The sequence below is a fragment of the Nonomuraea sp. GTA35 genome (assembly GCF_041950525.1).
Classification (GTDB): domain Bacteria; phylum Actinomycetota; class Actinomycetes; order Streptosporangiales; family Streptosporangiaceae; genus Nonomuraea.
Map to the genome: position 1 here is coordinate 194,116 of NZ_JBGNUV010000006.1, position 18,522 is coordinate 212,637.

The window sequence follows — 18,522 nt, forward strand, 5'->3', positions numbered from 1 at the left end:
GTCTCACCCCGCATGACCGACCGGCTGGGGGGCTACTGGCTCGGCGCCCGGCTCGACGGCGGCGGGCAGGTCGTCGTGCGCGAGGCGTACGACGAGGCGGGCGTCCGCCACGCGCTGGGAGTGCCGTGCCTGGCCGACGCCGGCGCGCGGGCCAGGCTGGCCGCCTCGGCCGGGGCGGCGGAGCACGTCCGCTCGCTGTCGGTGGCCAAGCTGACCGCGGTCTGCCTGGACGGCGAGCCGCCCTACCTGGTCAGCGAGTACATCGAGGGCCCGACGCTGCGCCAGGTCGTGGAGCGGCACGGCCCGTACGCGGGCGACGACCTCTACCGGCTGGCCGCCGCCACGGCCACCGCGCTGGCGGCGGTGCACGAGGCGGGCGCGGTGCACGGGGCGCTCACGCCGGAGAAGGTCGTCCTGGGCTCGGAGGGGCCCCGGCTGGTCGGGCTGGGGCTGGCCGGCGACGGCGGCGGGCCGGCCGCGGACGTGGCCGCCTGGGGCCGGCTGCTGGTCTTCGCCGCCTACGGGCCCGGCGACCGGCCGCACGACCCGCGCTCGAAGGGCCCCCGCTCGAACGGCCCGCGATCGAACGAGGACCGATTAGACGACCCGCGATCGAACGGCGACCGGTCAGACGGCCCGCGATCGAAGGACGACCGATTAGACGGCGTGCAAGCGGACCGGGGCGAGCGTTTCGACCGGCCGTTACGCGGCCTCGTGGCCGCCGCGCTGCACCGGGACCCCGACCGCCGCCCGAGCGCCCGCCAGCTCCTGATGTCCCTCCTGGACGCACCCCAGTCGCAGCAGGGCCGCCTGCTGCCTCCCGAGCCCATCGACGACCCGCCGCTCGGAGCCCGCGCCGAGGCCGTCTACGCCAAGCTCAGCCCGGCCGAGCAGGACCTGGTGCCGGACGTGTTCCTGCGGCTGGTGGGCCTCGACTCCGAGGGCGCCGACGCCGTCGTGAGCGCCGGCAGGGACGAGCTGGTCGCCGGGCGCGGGCCCGACGAGGTCGCGGCGATCGACGGGGTGCTGGCGGCGTACGGGGCGGCCGGGCTGATCGGGGAGCCTCCGGCGATCGCGCACGGCGCGCTGTTGCGGGCCTGGCCGCGGCTGCGGGAATGGCTGGACGGCGAGCGGGCCGGGCTCGCCGTGCACAGGGAGCTGGCGGAGGCGGCGCGGCGATGGCAGGCGGGCGGGCGCCGGGAGTCGCTGCTCTTCCAGGGCGAGCCGCTGGACAGGGCGCTGGCGTGGGCGGCCGGCGGGCGGCGGCGGGTGACGCTGAGCGCGGGCGAGCAGACCTTCCTGGACGAGGCGCTCACGCACGCCCGAAGGCACGCCCTCCGGCGCGCCCGCAGGCGGAGAACGCTCATGGCGGGACTGCTGTCGGTCGCCGTGGTGGCCGTGCTGCTCGCGCTCTGGCAGCGCGGCGCGGCCGACGGGCGGCTGGACGAGGCGATGGCCAGGGTGGCGGCCTCGCGGGCCGAGGCGCTGCGGGTGGCCGACCCGGTGACCGCGCGCAAGCTGGGCCTGGCCGCGTGGTTGCTGGCGCCGATCCCCGAGAGCAGGCGGGCGCTGACGGCGCACGACCCGGCGGTGGAGGTGTTCGCCGACCCGTACGCGGGACCCCACACGCTGTACGCCATCACCGCCGACGGGGCCACGCTGGCCGCCCTGGACGAGGGCACGCTGCGGCTGTACGACCTGGCCTCCGGCGGCCGGCCGGCGGCCACCACGACAGGTCCCCCGCAGAGCGTGCGGGCGATGGCCTGGTCGCCGGACGGCCGGACGCTGGCGCTGGTCGGGGTGGACCGCTCGTACCTGTACGACGCGCGTACCGGCGCCATGGGCCGTCCCTTCGGCCGCGGGCTGGGCGCGCCGGGTGAGCAGTCGGCCTGGTTCAGCCCGGGAGGCGGGCTGCTGTTCGCGGCGGCCAGGCAGTCGGGCGAGCGGTGGGCGTGGGACCTGCGGGCGGGGCGGGCCGTGCACGTGGGCGAGTACGCGGTGATCGGCCCCGGCGACCGGGTGGCGCTGGTGTTCGACGGGAAACGCTCGCAGATCAGGCGGGCCGGCCGGTCGTCGCCCGCGCCGTGGCTGGACAGGATGCCGTGGGAGTACACGACGTTCGCGCCCGACGGCGTGCGGGTGGCGATCGCCGAGGAGACCGGCATCCAGATCTACGGGCTGGACGGCGTGCCCACCCACAACAGCCGCTACCGCCCCTCCCCCGGCCACCTGCGGTTCAGCTGGGACGGGCGGCTGCTGGTCAGCACCGGAAGCGACCGCGTGCGGGTCTGGCGGCTGGACCACGGCACCCAGATCGCCGACCGGCAGGTGCCGGCCGCCGCCGACCGGCCCGCGCAGGCGGCGATCTCCGCGGACGGCCGCTGGCTGCGCGTGCTCGCCGGGCGCGGCACGGTCCTGACCATCGACCTGGCGGCGCCGTCCGCCCCCGCGCAGCCGCAGGCGTGGGTGTGCGAGCGGTACGGCCCGCTCTCGGCCGAGGAGTGGCGGCGGCACCTGCCCGAGATGCCCTACCGGGAGACGTGCTGAGGCGCGGCCGGGGACGAGACGGCGCGGTGCCGCCGGGGATGATCGGGTGCCGGCGAAGGACCTACTCCTCCGCCGACTTCATCAGCTTCGCGTAGGCGAGCTGCAGCCAGTCCGAGACCGCCACCGCCGTCATCGTCGCCCCCACGAGCCTGGTCACCCGGGGAGCCAGGACGAGCCCGGCCGCGTACGCGGTGGCCACCCACTGGGCCAGGCAGAACGGGCAGGCGAGCAGCTCGCCGAGCGCCCCGCGCGGCTTCTCCTGCACCTCCGACGGGCCGCCCTGCCCCTCGTACTGCGTGAACGGGGCGCGCAGCGGGCTGGTGACGGGATCCTTGGCCAGGCGACGCGACACCTTGTGCGTGCAGGCCGCCATCACCGCCAGGTCCATCACGCCGACGTGCTCGGGGGCCTTCCGCCCTGCCAGCATCGCCGCGACGGCGGCCACGGCGACCGTTCCGCCGTACGCGCTGAGGAGACCGACGTAGCCTCCCAGCGGCCGGTCGTGCCCGTTCTCGTAGGCCCGTTCCGTCTTTTCCAGAATGTCGGTCATAGCTCCCCGCGCTACCCGGAACCCCTGACATCCAACGTCTAGTTGACGATCGTTTGGGTAGCCCGTTCGCATGAGTAGCCACGGTCACGCGGTCACCGACGCCATCCTCGACACGCTCAAGCGTGCCAGCTCGGGGCTGAAAGAGGCCGGAGTGAAGTTCGCGCTGGCCGGCGGATGCGCGGCGTACGCGCGTGGCGCCGCCCCCTCGCTGCATGACGTGGATTTCGTCCTCACCGAGCACGACGTGCCCGCCGCGCTGGAGGCGCTGCGCGGGATAGGTTTCCAGACGGCCAAACCGCCGGAGGACTGGCTGGTCAAGGCGTACGACGACGGCCGGCTGGTGGATCTGATCTTCCGGGTCTCCGACCTGGCGATCACCGACGCGCTGCTCGACCGGGCGGAGCCGCTGAAGGCGTCCGCGGTGATCGTCCCCGTGCTGGAGGCCACCGACCTGGTCATCTCCTGGCTGCTGCCGCTGTCGGAGCACGCCTGCGACTACGGCGCCCTGCTGGCGCAGGTACGGGCGCTGCGCGAGCAGGTGGACTGGCCGCGCGTGGCCGCCGTGACGGCCGACTCGCCGTACGCGACCACGTTCATCACCCTGCTGGAGCGGCTGGGCGTGCTGACCGGGCCGGTCGTGCCGTCCGGCGACCCCAAGTGGCCCTGATCCCTGGCGGGCCGGTCAGCCGCGCCGGGTGGCCGCCGTGACCCGCTTGAGGATGCGGTCCCACTCGGTGCCGAACGGGTTGTCCTGCACCAGGTACGTCCACGTCGCCGTGGGCCGCTTCAGGTCCGGCTCCGGCGCCTCGAACGCCTCCAGCGAGCGCTTCTCCACCTCGGCCAGCAGCGACTTGTACTCCGCCACCGCCTCCCGGTGGAACTCGTCGATGGGGCTCATCCGGCCCAGCGCCCGCAGGTGGATGCCCTCGCGCAGGTCCGTCAGGAACGCCAGGTGCTCGGTCCAGCAGCGGTCGATGGCGTACAGCACGATCTGGCGGGCCGTCTCGTCCCTGGTCTCCTCGGGCATCGCCGCCCAGCGCTCGGGGTCGGCCTCGGCCAGCGCCTTGGCGGCGGCGTCGCCGTGCAGCACCTTGTCGCGCCACTCCAGGATGAGCTCGCGCTGGTGCTCCAGCAGCCGAGTGTAGCGCCACGTGTTGCGGTGGATCTCCAGGTTGACGCCCTCGGCGACGCGCTGCGCGTGACCCACGAGGTACGCGCCGCGCCGGTGGCGTACGACACCGTCGGCGTCGGCGGCGGGCGGGCGCTCGTCGGGGACGAACTGGGTGATCAGGTCGTCCTTCATGCTGACGAAGAAGACCGAGCCGCCGGGATCGCCCTGGCGGCCCGCGCGGCCACGGAGCTGGTCGTCGAGGCGGCTGCTGGCGTGCCGGCCCGAGCCGATCACGTAGAGGCCGCCGAGCTCGGCCACGCCGTCGCCGAGGCGGATGTCGGTGCCGCGGCCGGCCATCTGGGTGGAGACGGTGATGGCGGCGCGCTCGCCCGCCCTGGCGATGATCGCGGCCTCTTCCGCGTCGTTCTTGGCGTTGAGCACGACCGGCTCCAGGCCGCGCCGCTGCAGCAGCTTGGCCAGGTTCTCCGACTCGGCCACGTCGAGCGTGCCGATGAGGATCGGCCGGCCGCTCTCGTGGACCGACTGGATCTCCTCCACCAGCGCCGCGTCCTTGTCGGGCGCGGTCGGGTAGATGCGGTCGGGCTCGTCCACGCGCACGCACGGCCGGTTCGGCGGGATCACCGCGACCTTGAGCCCGTAGAACTCGCCGAGCTGCTCGCTGACGGCCACGGCGGTGCCCGTCATGCCGCAGATCTGCGGGTAGCGGCGGATCAGGCCCTGCACGGTGATCGAGTCGAGGATCTCGCCCTTCTCGCTGGGCGCCAGCGCCTCCTTGGCCTCCACGGCCGCCTGCAGGCCGTTGGGCCAGCGCTGGAGCAGCGCCACCCGGCCGCGGGAGGGGTTGATGAGCTGCACCTTGCCGTCGCGCACGATGTAGTCGACGTCGCGGGTCAGCAGCGCGTGGGCGTGCAGGGCCAGGTTGAGCTCGATGAGCGCGCCGGGCTCGTGCTCGTCGTAGAGGTCGAGGCCGAGCAGGTTCTCGACGCTGTCGGCGCCCTTGGGGGTGAGGTAGACGTTGCGGGCCTGCTCGTCGATCTCGTAGTGGTAGCCCCGCACGAGCTGCCGCACCAGCGCCGCCATCTCCGGCACCGCGTTGCCGGGGTCGGCCGCCCCGGCCATGACCAGCGGCACGCGGGCCTCGTCCACGAGCACGGAGTCGGCCTCGTCGATCAGGGCCACCTCGGGCGCGGGCACGATGATCTCGCTCGCGTCCGTGCGCAGGCGGTCGCGCAGCACGTCGAACCCGATCTCGCTGACCGGCCCGTACGTCACGTCCTTGGCGTAGGCCGCGCGCCGCTCCTCCGGCGTGGAGTTCTGGTCGATCCAGCCCACGCTGACGCCGAGCGCCTCGTAGAAGGGGCCCATCCACTCGGCGTCGCGCTTGGCCAGGTAGTCGTTGACCGAGATGACGTGCACGCGCTTGCCCTGCAACGCGTAGCCCGCCGCCGCCATGGCCCCGGACAGGGTCTTGCCCTCACCGGTGGCCATCTCGGCGACCTTGCCGTCGAGCAGGGCGAGCGTGCCCAGCAACTGCACGTCGTACGGCCGCAGCCCCAACGTCCGGTCGGCGGCCTCGCGCGCGACGGCACAGAACTCGGCCAGATCGCTCATGCCGGGCCTGGGCAGCTCGTCGAGCTTGCGAACCTGCTCCGCCCGGCCGTCGGCCGCTTTCACGATCTTCTGGTAGGGCGTCAGAGGGACGCCTCCCGGACGGTCCAGGAGGTTCCTCAGTATTCCCTTAAACGAGGCCACAGTTCCTCCAACGCACGCTTCGCCGACACCGTTCCCTTCATTCGTCGGGGCCCGTCGCTTGGCCTTGGGCCGGGGAGCGGAGCGACGATTCGGCAAGCGTCGCCGTACCGGACCTTAACTCATCCGGCGGCCCGGACCGTCACATCACGCGGTTTCCGCTCGTGCGGCGAGCACCGTGACGGCGGCCAGCAGCAGCACGCAGCCCGACCAGGCCAGGGGCGTGAGCCGCTCGCCGAACAGCAACACGCCGAGCAGCGCCGCGCCCACCGCCTCGCCGAGCGAGATGATCGACACGGTGGTGGCGCGCAGGGCGGTCAGGGCCCGGAAGAACAGGCCGTAGGCGAGCGCGGTCGGCACCGCGCCCAGATAGACCAGCAGCGCCACAGAAGACCAGCTCACCTCGGGCACCACCCCTTCCGCCAGCGCGAACGGCGCCAGGCACACCGCGCCGACCACGAACCCGCCGACCGCCGCGGCCCGCGTGTCGTCGTCCCTGCCCTGCCGGGACAGCAGCGTGACCCCGGCGTACCCGGCGGCCGAGGCCAGCGCGAAGGCGATGCCGGCGGACGAGCGGGCCTGCAGCACGGCCTCACCGGTGAGCAGGAGCAGCCCGGCCAGCGCGGCGGCCAGGGCGCACAGCGCGAGCCTGCCGAGCCGCTCACGCAGCAGGAAGCGGCTGCCCAGGGCGGTGAAGATCGGGCTGGCGCCCATGGTGATGACGGTCGCCACGGCCACGCCGGAGTGGGCGATCGCGGCGAAGTACGCGGTCTGGTAGACGGCCATCCCGGCGCCGACGAGCACGGTCCTGCCGTTCCACGCGAGCGGGGCGCTTCTGGTGAGCAGGAGGAGGAAGGCGGCGCCGAGGAGGTAGCGCCACAGGGAGACGCCGACGGGGCCGAGGCCGCCGGTGTCGAAGAGGAGGGATCCGGCTGCGCCGCCGGTGCCCCAGGCGGTCGCGGCCACGGAGACGTACAGGGCGCCCCGCCGGGCGGAGACATGGGTCATGACAGGAGTTCTCCGGGTGGAGTGGTCGGAATGGGCCCGGTGTGCGGGCAGCAACCACCCCCGGATCGCTGGGACCCGGAGAGCTCAGTGAACGCCGCCCGCTAGCGGGCGGGGGGCGGGGAACAGATCAGACGTCTCGGCACGGGTCACAGCTTACGGGCGCTCGTGAGCCTGTCTCCCACCGGGATCACGGCTTGCGGGCGACGCCGCCCAGCAGCAGTTCCTCCCAGGGCGCGAGCGGGCCGGGGAGGCGCTCGTCCGGATGCCACTCGGGGAAGTGCACCAGGCCGGGCTCCACCAGTTCCAGCCCGTCGAAGAAGCGCGCGATGGCCGGACGGTCGCGGAAGTAGCCGGTGCCCATCGTGGCCTGGAGCATCACCTCCAGCGCCTTGGCCTGGGGGCTCTCGGAGGCCAGGAAGTTGGAGACGGCCAGGTAGCTGCCGGGCGGCAGCGCGTCCGCGTAGGCCCTGATCAGCGCGTGCGGGTTCTCCTGGTCGGAGAACAGGTGCAGCAGCCCGATGGCCATGACCGCCGTGGGCTGCGACAGGTCGATCAGGCGGCGCACCGCCGGGTGGCCGAGCACGCCCGCCACGTCGCGGGCGTCGGCGGTGATGGCGTCGGCGCAGGGGTTGCCGTTGAGTATCGCGCGGGCGTGCGGCTCGACCATGGGGTCGAGGTCCACGTACACCACCCTGGACGCGGGGTGGGCGAACTGCGCGACCTCGTGGGTGTTCTCCACCGTGGGCAGCCCGGAGCCGAGGTCGATGATCTGCCTGATGCCCGCCTCCCTGACCAGGAAGTCGACGACCCGCCCGATGAAGGCGCGGTTGCACCAGACGAGGTCCACCACCTCGGGCACCGCGGTCCTGAGCTTGCGCGCCACCGAGCGGTCGGAGGCGAAGTTCTCCATGCCGCCCAGCAGCGCGTCGTGCACCCGCGCCACGCTCGGCCGCTCCGGATCCACCCCTGGAGGCGCCCACTCACCGCTCATCCGACCTCCTCGCGCGGATCGTATCCGCACCCGGGGCTCCAGCGCCCCGGATGGCGGGCGGTTGTCAGGAGAGTCAGATCAGCGTGTCGGCCACCCGTCAAGGATCGCCCCAGGCATGGCCACGGGTTTACGGAACAACAGCCGGGTAGGTGAGGGCTTGCCCGAGAAGACGGAAGAAGAGAGGAAGAGAGCCCAATGGAGCTCTGGGACTATCGACCTGACGTCTACGACCGCGGGCAGGCTCTGGACCTGGTCGGTTACCACGTCCAAGCCACCGACGGGAAGATCGGGTCCGTCGACGAGGCGACGTACGAGGTCGGCGAGAGCTACATCATCGTCGACACCGGTCCGTGGATCTTCGGTAAGAAGGTCATGCTCCCGGCACGAGTGGTCACGCGCATCGATCCCCAGGAACGCAACGTGTTCGTGGCCCGCACCAAGGCCGAGATCAAGGACGCGCCCGAGTTCGACGAGGGCACGTTCAAGGAGCCCGAGTACCGGACGCGGCTGGGGGACTACTACGGCCGCCTCCCCGGGTGACTTGACGCCGTAAGCGGAGGGCCGCGCCGAGAAGGTGCGGCCCTCTGGCGTACCTGACAGTAGGTGGCAGGTACGCCTGGAAGGCTGGTCCGCATGACGACGAGAGCAAGCCTCCTGGCCTTCACCATCGACTGCGACGACCCCAGGGCGCTGGCCGCGTTCTACCACGAGGTGACCGGGATGGAGGTCACGTACGCGGAGGACGAGTACGCCGCGATCTCCGACGGCACCGTCAACATCTACTTCGGCCGCGTCCCCGACCGCAAGCCGGTCCAGTGGCCGAGCCCCGACAAGCAGTTCCACCTCGACCTCCAGGTGCCGGACGTGGAACGGGCCGCCGCGGAGTACGTCGAGCTCGGCGCCACCAGGCCCGAGTTCCAGCCCGGCGTCACCGAGGAGGGCACGCGGTGGATCGTGCTGCGGGACCCGCAGGGACACCTGTTCTGCGTCTGCCGCACGTCGTAGCCCCGCCCTCCGCGGGTCCTGGAGCAGGGCCGCCGGCCCACCGCCGGCTCAAGGATGCGCCACATGTTCGTGCAGGTCGGAAGCAACATATGCCCATTTTTCAGCCGAAAGGATGATTCTAGAGGTTCTGCTGCCTCTTAAGCTGGAGCAATGCTCCTGAAAGGACCCCTGCTCCTGCGCGGGCCGCGATGACCTGGGTCGGCATGCTGATCGCCCTGGCCGGAGCGCTGGGATACGCGCTCGGCGCGGCGATGCAACAGTTCGAGGTCGTGGCCGAGGGCGCCTCGCTCAGCCTGGTGAGACGCCCTCGCTGGTGGGTCGGCGGCATCATCTCCTTCAGCGGTGCCTGCCTGCACGCCGTGGCCCTGAGCTTCGCGCCGCTGGTCGCCGTGCAGCCGATCAGCGTCGCCACGCTGGTGTTCGCCGTGCCGCTGGCCGCGTTCATGTACGGCCGCAGGCCGTACCGCGCCGAGATCCTCGGCTCGATCGCGGTGGCCGTGGGCCTGCTCTGGCTCATGCTGCTGGTGCCCGCGCACAACGTGACGCCCGTGCTGGGTGACGGCGCGGCGCTGGCCTTCATCGCGGTGATCGCGGCGATCGCGCTGGTCACGCAGCTCATCGCGAGCCGGGTGCACGGGCCGGCGAAGGCCATGCTGCTCTCCGTGGGGGCGGGGGTCGTGACGGCGAGCGTGTCCACGTTCGTGCGGGTGGTCGGCGGCGGGATGGAGGGCGACTGGGGGCGGTTGATCCACTGGTTCAGCCTGGCCGTGCCCGTGCTGCTGGTCTGCGCTGTGGTGCTGCTGCAGCGCTCGTACGCCGTGGGCTACTTCGGCATCGCCTACGCCGGAGTGCAGGTCATCGATCCCATCACCTCCGTGCTGGCCGGCGCGATCCTGCTCGGCGAGCCGCTGCCGACGTCCCCCTCGACGGCCGTGCCCGCCGTGCTGGCCGCCGCGCTGACCATCGCCGGCACGATCACGCTCGGCCGGCTCGCGCCCGACCACCACGCCAAGCCGGCCGCCGCGGCGCCGGCCGCCGCGGCGCCGGCCGCCGAGGCCGAGGCCGTGCAGGCTCCGGTCCCGCTGGAGCTCCCGGTGGCGGCGCCGGTCGTCGTGCAGACGTCGGTCACCGTCCAGCCTCAGCCGGTGGACGCCAGCTCAGCACCTCGTCCATCGACCGCAACATCAGATCTGGGCTGAGCCGCGTGGCGGCCGACAGCCCGAAGTCGCGCAGCCCCACCGCCAGCGGATTGCGGAGCTTGCTCATGCGGCACAGGCTCCAGGAGCGCTGGACGATCTTCGCGGTCCGCTCCACGCGCGCGGCGCTGTAGGCCGCCAGCGCCCCGTCGGGCAGCACACTGCCGCCTCCCGGTGAGGCGTGGCCGGCGTGATGCGCCAGGACCACCCCGTCCTCGATCGCCTGGCAGGCGCCCTGCCCGAGGTTCGGCGTCATCGCGTGCGCGGCGTCGCCGACCAGGGCGGCCCTCCCCCGGTGGAAGGCGGGCAGCGGCTCGGCGTTGTAGTAGACGTCGTTGCGGATGACGCGGGCGGGATCGGCCGCCCGCAGCAGCGCCGGGATCGGGTCGTGCCAGTCGCCGAACCTGCGCAGCAGCTCCGCGCGCTCGTCCGCGTGCACGGTGCCGGCGGGCAGCACGTCGGTGGCGTAGACGTAGACGACGTCGCCGGCCAGCAGGTGAATGCCGAACACCGTGCCCCGGCCCCAGCTCTCGCAGCGCGGGACCTGGAGCCCGTCGCGCGGGACGAGCCCGCGCCAGGCCGTCACCCCGGAGTACACCGGCCCCGGGTGCGCGGGAAAGAGCGCGCGCCGGGTGGCCGAGTTGATCCCGTCGGCGCCCACGACGAGGTCGGCCTCCAGCTCGCCCGCGTCGGTCCGGACGAGGCCCTTGTCGGCGTCCACCTCCGAGACGGTCGTGCCCAGGCGCAGGTGCTCGCGGCCGAGCGCGTCCGTGAGCACCTCCATCAGCGTGGCCCTCAACATGACCACCACCGAGTCGCCGTACTTGGCGTCCGCGACGGCCTCCGTGGTGTGCGTCAGCCACCTCCCGTCCGCCCGGCGCAGGCCGAGCCGGCCCTCCACGGTGGCCAGCTCCCTGACCCGGTCCCCGACGCCGAGGACGTCGAGCGCCTTGAGCGCGTTGGCGGCGATCGCCAGCCCGGACCCGACCGGCTCGATCACGGGAGCGCGCTCCAGCACGGTCACCTCCCACCCCTTGCGCCGCAGCGCCGCCCCGGCGGCCAGCCCGCCGACGCCTCCGCCGATCACCACAGCCCTCGCCATCACGGCCTCCCCTTCACTACGTCTGTAGTGTCACCATACTACGTCTGTAGTTTCCGGTCACTACCGCTGTAGTATCGGGTTCCGTGAAACGCTCCGACCTCGTCGCCGACACGGCCATCACCCTGCTCGCCGAGCGGGGCATGCGCGGGCTGACCCACCGGGCCGTCGACGAGGCGGCGGACCTGCCGCCCGGCTCCACGTCCAACCTCGCCCGCACCCGCGCGGCGCTGCTGGAGCTGACGTTGTCACGGCTCACCGAGCTGGAGATGCGGGCCCTGGCGGGGGCGTACGACAGCGACCCGGACGAGCTGGAGCGCCTGCCCGCGCGCATGGCGCAGGCGCTGCACGTCCAGCTCATGGACCGGCGCCGCACGCTGGCCCGCTACGAGCTGGCCCTGGAGGCCACCAGGCGGCCGGAGCTGCGCAGGATCTACGACCAGGCCGGGCGGCGCTTCCGCGACCCGGCCGTCACCATGCTGGCGGCCCTGGGCTCCGCCGACCCGGTGACGCACGCGCGCAACCTGGTGGCGTTCGGGGAGGGGCTGATGTTCGACGCCATCGCCGGCGCGGGCAGCGTGCCCACACCGGCGGAGCTCGAGGCCGCGCTGGACGACCTGCTGGCGGGCATGCTGCGACCCGGAGGTCAGCGGACCAGCGGCAGGACCTCGCGCTCGTAGAAGCCGAAGAACGCGTCCTGCTCGGGGCCGATCTGGTTGACGTAGACCTCGTCGAACCCGGCGTCCACGTACTGCCTGATGGCCTGGGCGTGCACCTCGGGGTCGGGGCCGACCGGGCTGCCGGCGACGGCCTCGTCCTCCGTCACCATCCCGGCGAGCTGCTCGAAGTGCCGGGGCAGCGGCAGGAGCTGCGCGGCCTCGCCCTTGACGCCCTGCGTGGGCCACAGGCGGTGCACGGTCTTGCGGGCCGCCGCCTCGTCGGTGGCGTAGCAGGCCTTGAGCCCGCCGAGCGCGGGCTTGCCGGCGCCGCCCGCGTCGCGGAAGGCGCGTACGGCGTCGGCGTCCGGCGCGACCGAGATGTACCCGTCGCCCAGCCGCCCGGCCAGCGCCGTGGACTTCTTGCCCAGCCCCGACACCAGGATGGGCGCCGGCTCGTCGGGCAGCGTGTAGAGCCTGGCGGTGTCCACGCGGTAGTGGCGGCCCCGGTGCGTGACCAGCTTGCCCGTGAACAGCTCCCGCATCAGCTCGATCGCCTCTTCCAGCATCTCCAGCCGCTCGCTCAGCGGCGGCCAGCGCGACTCGATCACGTGCTCGTTGAGCGCCTCGCCGGTGCCCACGCCGAGCCGGAACCGGCCGCCGGTGAGCGCGGCCGTGGTGGCCGTGGCGTGGGCGATCACCACCGGGTGCGTACGGACCAGGGGACAGGTCACGGCGGTGGTGATGGGCAGGGACGTGGCCTCGGCCAGCGCGCCGATCACCGACCAGACGAACGGGGACTGCCCCTGCTCGTCCAGCCAGGGATGGAAGTGGTCGGAGATCCACAGAGCCTCGAAACCGGCGCGTTCGGCGGCCTTGGCCTGGCGAATCAGCTCCTTTGGGCCGTGCTCCTCGCACGACAGGAAATAACCGAAGGTCGTCATAAAGTTTTTCCCTGCCCCGACGCCTCATGTTATGCGGCCCTTCCTCAGGGCAGATGCCAGCGCATGGCTACTTTGCTCTGGATCATCGCAGTAATTCTCGTCATCTCCGGGATCTATGTGATCCTGGCCCGGCGCGACCTGCTCTGGGGAATCGTGCTCATCGTCCTCGGTTTCCTGGTCGGGCCTGGCGGGGTCAGCATCTTCAATGTGTAGGGGCGACGTTCGACTCGTTCATCGCCCCAACCCCACCGCTGGGCCGATCCCCGAGAACGGTCCAGCGGTCTCTACGTTTTGCTGAAATATCGACAGTGACGCTCCTCGATTCCCGCGCGGCGGGCATGAGGAGCGTGTGAGTAGATTTCCGCCGTTCAGCCGATACGAGTCCGGGGCTGTCTCGGCGAGGGTTCGTGACCTGCTCGTACGGCTGCGCCTGCACATGCGTGACCAGGCCATCCTCGACGAGGCCATCGCCCGGCTCGCCACGGAGCTGAACGTGCGGCCGGGCGAGGCGGCCGATCAGCTCACGAGGATGGCCCGGCACAGCGGCCTGGCGCCCGTCGAGGTGGCCAAGGGCATCGAGCGTCCCCCTGACGAGCCCAGGCAGCCGGTCGACGTGCCCGTCTGGGTGACCGGCATGCTGGAGGCCGTCCACGCCTCCGCGCTCTACCTGACCCCCGTCAAGGACGCCACGGGCCGCGTCGTGGACTTCCTGATCCTCGCCGCCAACCGGCACGCCAGGACGGTGGCCGGGCGTGCCGCCGCGGAGCTGATCGGGTACCGGCTCATGACGGCCAGCCCCGGCGTGGCCGGCTCGGGGTTGCTGGACGACTACATCGGCGTCTTCGAGACCGGCGAGCCCATCCACCGGGAGGGGCTGGAGTTCGTGGAGGTGCTCGACTACCTGCTCTGGCCGGCCACGCTGAGCGTGCGCGCGGCCCGCGTGGACGACGGGCTGCTGGTGAGCTGGCGCACCATGGACGACGAGGAAATGCTCGTCTCCGGCTGGGAGCGCGCGCAGCGCCTGGCCGAGCTGGGCTGGGGCGAGTGGAACCTGGCCACGCAGCGCACGCTGTGGACTCCCCAGATGTATGAGATGTTCGGCCGCGAACGCGACGAGGGGCCGATGTCGCTGGAGGAGCTGCCGGCCGTGGTGGTGCCGGAGGACCTGCCGATCGTCGAGGACCAGGTGCGTTCCCTGCTGGAGCACAGGGAGGCGGTCGAGACCGAGTTCAGGATCCAGCAGCGGCACGGGGTGCGCCACCTGAGCGTGTTCAGCGAGCCGATACTCGACGCGGACGGCGTGCCGGTCAAGGTGCGCTGCCTGGCCCAGGACGTGACGAAGAACCGGCGCAGGGAGCGTGCCCTGGCCGTGGCGCACGAGCAGGCGCACCGGCAGCGTCAGCGGGCCGAGGAGGAGCACCGGGTCACCGTCCAGCTCCAGAACACGATCCTGCCGATCCGCCGCGGCCTCATCCACCTGCCGGGGCTGACCGTCGGCGTGCGTTACCTGCCCGGCGAGGAGCTCATCCGGCTCGGCGGCGACTGGTTCAAGGCCCGCCTCATCCCCGACGGCAGGGTGCTGCTCGCCATCGGCGACGCCATGGGGCACGGGCTGACCGCTGCCAGCATCATGCTGCAGATGCGCTCGGGGCTGGCCGGGCTGGCCTACACGCAGGCGCCCGCCGACCGGCTCGCCACCTGGCTGAACGACCTGATCGTGCACTCCAACGAGGGCGTCACCGTGACCGGGACCGCCGTCATCGGCCACTTCGACCCGGGGGACTGCACGTTCCGCTGGACGAACGCCGGCCACCTGGCGCCCCTGCTGATCAGGGACGGCCGGGCCGTGCCGATCGACGGCACGCAGGGGATGATGCTCGGCGCGTTCGACGTGACCGAGTACCGGATGACGGCCACGCAGCTCCAGCCGGGCGACGTCCTGCTGCTCTACACCGACGGGATCGTCGAGCGGCGCGGGCAGGACCTGGAGGCGGGCATGGAGGCGCTGCTCCAGGCCGCGCACCTCTGCACCGGGGACGACCCCGAGCAAATGATCAACTGCCTGCTCGACCGGCTGGGCGGTGACAAGGCCGAGGACGACGTGTGCGTGCTCGCCGTACGGGTGCTCTAGCGGGCCGGCGCTCGCGTGGCTGCGGGTGTCGTCCGGCGCTCGCGTGGCTGCGGATGTCGTCCGGCGTCCGGCCCTCGCGTGGCGGCGGGCCGTCCGGCTAGTGCTCGTGCAGCTGCATGTCGTCGGCGCAGTTGAGGCAGTACACGGAGTACGCCCTGCCGAGCACCGGCAGCGCCACGTTGCGCACCCGGATGCCGCCCGGCGTCATGCCCTTCTCGCTGCCCTTGTGCGCGTGCCCGTGCAGGATCAGGTCGGCGCCGGCCGTGTCCACCGCCTCCGCCAGGAGGTAGCTGCCGAGGAAGGGGTAGATCTCGTGCGGCTCGCCCTCCAGCGTCTCCTTGATCGGGGAGTAGTGCGACAGCACCACGCGGTGGTCGGCGACGATCTCCTTCAGCGCCACCTTCCACGCCTCGGCGATGTAGCGCGTGTGGGAGACGAAGTTCTTGATCTCGCGCTCGCCGAACTCGCTGGCGCACTTGCCCGCGAACCCGCCGCCGAACCCCTTCCCGCCGACCACGCCCAGCTTCTTGTCACCGCACTGCACCACGACGCCGTCGTCGTCGAGCACGATGACGCCGGCGTCACGAAGCTCGCCGGCGATCTCGTACTGCAGGTCGGAATGGTAATCGTGGTTGCCGAGCACCGCGACGGCGGGGATCGGCAGGCCGCGCAGCTCGTCGGCCACCACCTTGCCCTCCTCCAGCGTGCCGTGCCGGGTGAGGTCCCCGGCCAGCATGAACACGTCCGCGCGGTCCTCGATGCCGTCGAGCTTCTTCCTGTACTGGCCTCTGACGTCCTCGCCTAGGTGGATGTCCCCCACGGCGGCTATACGCAGGTCAGTCAAGATGCTCATCCTCCCCCGGCGCGTTCGCCTCAACGACGTTGATCTCGTTGTGCACATGGAGCTCGGGCGCGACCTCGTGCGCCACCTGGCCGAGCCGCTCCCGCTGCTCGGCCCCGCTCACCTGTCCGCGCAGGAAAAGCTGGTCGCCTCTGATGTCGACGCGAATTCCGAGCTCGTGCGTGCGTCCGTCCTCGGCCAGCGCCTGCTGGACACGGGCCGCGACGTACTGCGGAGCTTCCATCGCTCGCCTCCTTCTTCTGTCGGCGCATGCCCGGTTGCGAACCGCTCAAACGGCTCGAATCAGCTCAATGACCGCCCGTTCGACGGGGCCCGCCGTGGCGAGCTGCCCGAAATCCGCGTCCGCCCCGAGCTCGGTCAGCGCCGCCGCGATCGTTCTGTCCTGGTCGTACGCCTCCACCACGCGCGGGTCCACGTAGGACGCCCGCGCCACGGTCGGGGTGTTGCCCAGGTACTCCGCGACCTCGCGCATCACCCGCGTGACGGCGCGCTTCTTGCTGGTGACGCCCGTGCGCGCGGGCCTGGACACCGCCAGGCCCACCGCCGCCAGGACGGTGGCGTGCCAGGTGCGGAAGTCCTTGGCCGTGACCTCGTAGCCGATGATCTCGCGCAGGTACTCGTTGATGTCCTCGCTCCTGATGTCGCTCCAGCCGCCCCGGTGCCGGTAACGCAGCAGCTCGCCGTCCGCGCCCAGCGCCTTGAGCGAGCGCAGCACCTTGCACGCGGCCGGGTCGGCCACCTCGACCTCGCGCGGCACGTCGCCCTTGGCCTGGTAGGAGCAGGTGACCACGCCGCCGGAGCAGGTGACGTGCTCCATCCTGAGCGTGGCCAGGCCGTAGGTGTCGTAGCTCTCGCCGCCGATGCGGAAGAAGCCGATGTCGAGCAGCCTGGCCGCGGCGGCCAGCACCCGCTGCCTGGTCAGCCCGCGCCCCTGGAGCTGGTCGTCCACGGCCTTCCTGAACGCGGGCAGCCGCTCGGCCACCTCCAGCACCCGGTCGAACTTGGCCCGGTCCTGCTGCTCGCGCCACAGGTCGTGGTAGCGGTACTGGCGCCGGCCCGCGGAGTCCGTGCCGACGGCCTGCAGGTGCCCCCTGGGTGACGTGCAGATCCACACGTCCTGCCAGGCAGGGGGGATGGCCAGCGCCCTGATCCGGGCGAGCGTGGCCGGGTCGCGCACCGGGCGGCCGTCGGGGCCCTCGTAGCTGAACCCGCGCCCGCGCCGCCGCCGCACGATGCCCGGCTCGCTCTGGTCGCTGGGGTGCAACTCGTCGGTACGTTGATCTCGCTCGGGCACGCAGGCGGGCTACCCCGGACGTTAGGCGGCAAACGGGACGGGCAGGTGAGCCGCATGTCTGACAACGGAGAATGGCACGAGGAACGGGACCGCAGAGGCCATGCCATGGTGCCCGCCACCCCGCGCGACATCATGCACGTCAGGGTGGGCTCCTTCATCCTGGTGTTCCTGTTCGCGTTCGCGGTGCTGGGACTCCTCACCGGCGCTTACCTCATCACGGGCGTCGCGGTCGTGCTGGCCATCGCCACGGCGGTCGACATCACGTTGGCCATACGGCGGCAGAAGCAGCAGCAAGGACCGGACAGAGAGGCGGGCTGATCACGACATGGCACCACTTCGTGGACGCGTGGTAGTGGTGACGGGCGCGAGCGGCGGGGTCGGGCGCGCGGTGGTGCGCGAGCTCGGCGCGCAGGGCGCCAAGGTGGCGCTGATCGCCCGCGGCACGGCCGGCCTGGGCGCCGCCGCCGTGGACGTGGGGGTGGAGGGCGGCACGGGGCAGGTGTACGAGGCGGACGTGGCCGACTACGAGCAGCTACGGGCGGCGGCGGAGCGCATCGAGAAGGAGATGGGCCCGATCTCCGTCTGGATAAACACCGCCTTCTCCTCCGTCTTCGCCAAATTCACCGATATTTCCCCAGACGAGTACGAGCGCACCACCGCGGTGACGTACCTGGGCTACGTCTGGGGCACCAAGGTCGCCCTCGACCTGATGCGCCCCCGCAACGCCGGCGCCATCGTCCAGACCGGGTCCGCCCTGTCACAGCGCGGCATCCCGCTGCAGTCCGCCTACTGCGGGGCCAAGCACGCCATCAAGGGCTTCACGGAGTCGGTGCGTACCGAGCTCATGTCCGACGGCAGCAACGTGCACGTCACCCTCGTCCAGCTTCCGGCCGTCAACACCCCCCAGTTCGACTGGGTGCTGTCCAAGCTGCGCCGCCATCCGCAGCCCGTCCCCCCGATCTACCAGCCGGAGGTGGCCGCGCGGGCGATCGTGCACGCCGCCTCGCATCCGGAGCGCAAGGAGTACTGGGTCGGCACCAGCACCGTCGCCACCATGCTCGCTCAGCGCGTCGCGCCTGCCCTGGTGGACCGCTACCTTGCCAGGACGGGCGCGCAGTCGCAGGTGACGGACGAGAAGGCGCCCACCGGGGTGGCGAACCTGTGGGAGCCCGCCGACGAGAACAGCGACTACGGGGCGCACGGCTCGTTCGACCACCGCTCGCACAAGCGCAGCCCCCAACTGTGGCTCTCCCAGCACCGCGGCCCCGTCCTGCTCACCCTCGCGGGCACCGCCGCCGCCGCGGCCCTCGCCGCCGTACGGCGTACGCGGCGCGGCTGACCCACCCGCCCTTCCCCTG

19 protein-coding genes are annotated in these 18,522 nt (G+C 72.2%); 10 read left to right on the top strand and 9 right to left on the bottom strand.

The window, feature by feature from the left end:
* The first annotated feature begins 12 nt into the window (after positions 1 to 12).
* Positions 13 to 2,547, top strand: coding sequence for a protein kinase (locus ACBJ32_RS27485; RefSeq protein WP_375129152.1), 2,535 nt, complete (start codon positions 13 to 15; stop codon positions 2,545 to 2,547).
* 61 nt (positions 2,548 to 2,608) lie between these two features.
* On the opposite strand, the gene ACBJ32_RS27490 is transcribed toward ACBJ32_RS27485, so the two are convergent.
* The gene (locus ACBJ32_RS27490; RefSeq protein ID WP_375129153.1) at positions 2,609 to 3,097 is read right to left on the bottom strand and encodes a DUF1360 domain-containing protein; all 489 of its coding nucleotides are present in this window, start codon (positions 3,095 to 3,097) and stop codon (positions 2,609 to 2,611) included.
* A gap of 70 nt (positions 3,098 to 3,167) precedes the next feature.
* Between ACBJ32_RS27490 and ACBJ32_RS27495 the strand changes: the two genes are divergently transcribed.
* Entirely contained in the window at positions 3,168 to 3,764 is a 597-nt protein-coding gene (locus ACBJ32_RS27495) for a nucleotidyltransferase (RefSeq protein ID WP_357872622.1), read from the top strand.
* 15 nt (positions 3,765 to 3,779) lie between these two features.
* On the opposite strand, the gene secA2 is transcribed toward ACBJ32_RS27495, so the two are convergent.
* From secA2 to ACBJ32_RS27510, 3 genes are all read right to left on the bottom strand, one after another.
* Positions 3,780 to 5,981 (bottom strand): accessory Sec system translocase SecA2, encoded by a 2,202-nt coding sequence (gene secA2 / locus ACBJ32_RS27500; RefSeq protein WP_375129154.1) that lies wholly within the window; start codon positions 5,979 to 5,981, stop codon positions 3,780 to 3,782.
* Positions 5,982 to 6,125: 144 nt separating this feature from the next.
* Complete coding sequence (locus tag ACBJ32_RS27505; protein WP_375129155.1) at positions 6,126 to 6,986, bottom strand: DMT family transporter; 861 nt, start codon at positions 6,984 to 6,986, stop codon at positions 6,126 to 6,128.
* 187 nt (positions 6,987 to 7,173) lie between these two features.
* Positions 7,174 to 7,977, bottom strand: a complete 804-nt coding sequence (locus ACBJ32_RS27510; RefSeq protein WP_375129156.1) for an SAM-dependent methyltransferase — start codon at positions 7,975 to 7,977, stop codon at positions 7,174 to 7,176.
* Between the two features lie 195 nt (positions 7,978 to 8,172).
* Between ACBJ32_RS27510 and ACBJ32_RS27515 the strand changes: the two genes are divergently transcribed.
* From ACBJ32_RS27515 to ACBJ32_RS27525, 3 genes are all read left to right on the top strand, one after another.
* On the top strand, positions 8,173 to 8,517 hold the full coding sequence (locus ACBJ32_RS27515) for a PRC-barrel domain containing protein (RefSeq protein ID WP_375129157.1): 345 nt from the start codon (positions 8,173 to 8,175) through the stop codon (positions 8,515 to 8,517).
* A gap of 93 nt (positions 8,518 to 8,610) precedes the next feature.
* Positions 8,611 to 8,982, top strand: coding sequence for a VOC family protein (locus tag ACBJ32_RS27520; RefSeq protein WP_357872609.1), 372 nt, complete (start codon positions 8,611 to 8,613; stop codon positions 8,980 to 8,982).
* Between the two features lie 188 nt (positions 8,983 to 9,170).
* Positions 9,171 to 10,181: a DMT family transporter gene (locus ACBJ32_RS27525; protein ID WP_375129158.1), complete on the top strand. Its 1,011-nt coding sequence runs from the start codon at positions 9,171 to 9,173 to the stop codon at positions 10,179 to 10,181.
* Here ACBJ32_RS27525 and ACBJ32_RS27530 read toward each other — a convergent pair.
* Positions 10,108 to 11,280: an FAD-dependent monooxygenase gene (locus ACBJ32_RS27530; protein ID WP_375129159.1), complete on the bottom strand. Its 1,173-nt coding sequence runs from the start codon at positions 11,278 to 11,280 to the stop codon at positions 10,108 to 10,110. The genes ACBJ32_RS27525 and ACBJ32_RS27530 overlap by 74 nt on opposite strands.
* Positions 11,281 to 11,363: 83 nt before the next feature.
* Between ACBJ32_RS27530 and ACBJ32_RS27535 the strand changes: the two genes are divergently transcribed.
* Complete coding sequence (locus tag ACBJ32_RS27535) at positions 11,364 to 11,957, top strand: TetR/AcrR family transcriptional regulator (RefSeq protein WP_375129160.1); 594 nt, start codon at positions 11,364 to 11,366, stop codon at positions 11,955 to 11,957.
* Here ACBJ32_RS27535 and ACBJ32_RS27540 read toward each other — a convergent pair.
* A complete protein-coding gene (locus tag ACBJ32_RS27540; protein WP_375129161.1) occupies positions 11,924 to 12,877 on the bottom strand; it encodes a TIGR03557 family F420-dependent LLM class oxidoreductase in 954 nt (317 codons plus the stop codon). The two genes, ACBJ32_RS27535 and ACBJ32_RS27540, sit on opposite strands and share 34 nt — an antisense overlap.
* Before the next feature lie 63 nt (positions 12,878 to 12,940).
* Here ACBJ32_RS27540 and ACBJ32_RS27545 point away from each other — a divergent pair, with 63 nt between their 5' ends.
* Both ACBJ32_RS27545 and ACBJ32_RS27550 read left to right on the top strand, forming a co-directional pair.
* A complete protein-coding gene (locus ACBJ32_RS27545) occupies positions 12,941 to 13,090 on the top strand; it encodes a GPGG-motif small membrane protein (RefSeq protein ID WP_165959640.1) in 150 nt (49 codons plus the stop codon).
* Positions 13,091 to 13,226: 136 nt separating this feature from the next.
* Positions 13,227 to 15,008 carry a PP2C family protein-serine/threonine phosphatase gene (locus tag ACBJ32_RS27550; protein ID WP_375129162.1) on the top strand — a complete coding sequence of 594 codons (1,782 nt, stop codon included), beginning with the start codon at positions 13,227 to 13,229 and terminating at the stop codon, positions 15,006 to 15,008.
* A gap of 97 nt (positions 15,009 to 15,105) precedes the next feature.
* On the opposite strand, the gene ACBJ32_RS27555 is transcribed toward ACBJ32_RS27550, so the two are convergent.
* From ACBJ32_RS27555 to ACBJ32_RS27565, 3 genes are read right to left on the bottom strand one after another with little or no spacing between them, the layout of a single operon-like run.
* Positions 15,106 to 15,852, bottom strand: coding sequence for a metallophosphoesterase (locus ACBJ32_RS27555; protein WP_375129163.1), 747 nt, complete (start codon positions 15,850 to 15,852; stop codon positions 15,106 to 15,108).
* Positions 15,845 to 16,093: a BON domain-containing protein gene (locus tag ACBJ32_RS27560; RefSeq protein WP_148442239.1), complete on the bottom strand. Its 249-nt coding sequence runs from the start codon at positions 16,091 to 16,093 to the stop codon at positions 15,845 to 15,847. Before ACBJ32_RS27560 ends, ACBJ32_RS27555 begins: the two co-directional genes overlap by 8 nt.
* A gap of 45 nt (positions 16,094 to 16,138) precedes the next feature.
* On the bottom strand, positions 16,139 to 17,164 hold the full coding sequence (locus tag ACBJ32_RS27565) for a DNA topoisomerase IB (RefSeq protein WP_375129164.1): 1,026 nt from the start codon (positions 17,162 to 17,164) through the stop codon (positions 16,139 to 16,141).
* A 54-nt stretch (positions 17,165 to 17,218) separates the two neighbouring features.
* Here ACBJ32_RS27565 and ACBJ32_RS27570 point away from each other — a divergent pair, with 54 nt between their 5' ends.
* Complete coding sequence (locus ACBJ32_RS27570) at positions 17,219 to 17,482, top strand: hypothetical protein (protein WP_375129165.1); 264 nt, start codon at positions 17,219 to 17,221, stop codon at positions 17,480 to 17,482.
* Positions 17,483 to 17,489: 7 nt separating this feature from the next.
* Entirely contained in the window at positions 17,490 to 18,503 is a 1,014-nt protein-coding gene (locus tag ACBJ32_RS27575) for an SDR family oxidoreductase (RefSeq protein ID WP_375129166.1), read from the top strand.
* Positions 18,504 to 18,522 lie beyond the last annotated feature (19 nt).

What these genes read in the sequence shown, in the direction of transcription:
- ACBJ32_RS27570 (WP_375129165.1), top strand. Translation starts at nt 17,219, where the DNA reads ATGTCTGACAACGGAGAATGGCACGAGGAACGGGACCGCAGAGGCCAT.
- ACBJ32_RS27540 (WP_375129161.1), bottom strand. Translation starts at nt 12,877, where the DNA reads ATGACGACCTTCGGTTATTTCCTGTCGTGCGAGGAGCACGGCCCAAAG.
- ACBJ32_RS27560 (WP_148442239.1), bottom strand. Translation starts at nt 16,093, where the DNA reads ATGGAAGCTCCGCAGTACGTCGCGGCCCGTGTCCAGCAGGCGCTGGCC.
- ACBJ32_RS27520 (WP_357872609.1), top strand. Translation starts at nt 8,611, where the DNA reads ATGACGACGAGAGCAAGCCTCCTGGCCTTCACCATCGACTGCGACGAC.
- ACBJ32_RS27530 (WP_375129159.1), bottom strand. Translation starts at nt 11,280, where the DNA reads ATGGCGAGGGCTGTGGTGATCGGCGGAGGCGTCGGCGGGCTGGCCGCC.
- ACBJ32_RS27490 (WP_375129153.1), bottom strand. Translation starts at nt 3,097, where the DNA reads ATGACCGACATTCTGGAAAAGACGGAACGGGCCTACGAGAACGGGCAC.
- ACBJ32_RS27515 (WP_375129157.1), top strand. Translation starts at nt 8,173, where the DNA reads ATGGAGCTCTGGGACTATCGACCTGACGTCTACGACCGCGGGCAGGCT.
- ACBJ32_RS27505 (WP_375129155.1), bottom strand. Translation starts at nt 6,986, where the DNA reads ATGACCCATGTCTCCGCCCGGCGGGGCGCCCTGTACGTCTCCGTGGCC.
- ACBJ32_RS27545 (WP_165959640.1), top strand. Translation starts at nt 12,941, where the DNA reads ATGGCTACTTTGCTCTGGATCATCGCAGTAATTCTCGTCATCTCCGGG.
- ACBJ32_RS27525 (WP_375129158.1), top strand. Translation starts at nt 9,171, where the DNA reads ATGACCTGGGTCGGCATGCTGATCGCCCTGGCCGGAGCGCTGGGATAC.
- ACBJ32_RS27485 (WP_375129152.1), top strand. Translation starts at nt 13, where the DNA reads ATGACCGACCGGCTGGGGGGCTACTGGCTCGGCGCCCGGCTCGACGGC.
- ACBJ32_RS27495 (WP_357872622.1), top strand. Translation starts at nt 3,168, where the DNA reads ATGAGTAGCCACGGTCACGCGGTCACCGACGCCATCCTCGACACGCTC.
- ACBJ32_RS27575 (WP_375129166.1), top strand. Translation starts at nt 17,490, where the DNA reads ATGGCACCACTTCGTGGACGCGTGGTAGTGGTGACGGGCGCGAGCGGC.
- ACBJ32_RS27510 (WP_375129156.1), bottom strand. Translation starts at nt 7,977, where the DNA reads ATGAGCGGTGAGTGGGCGCCTCCAGGGGTGGATCCGGAGCGGCCGAGC.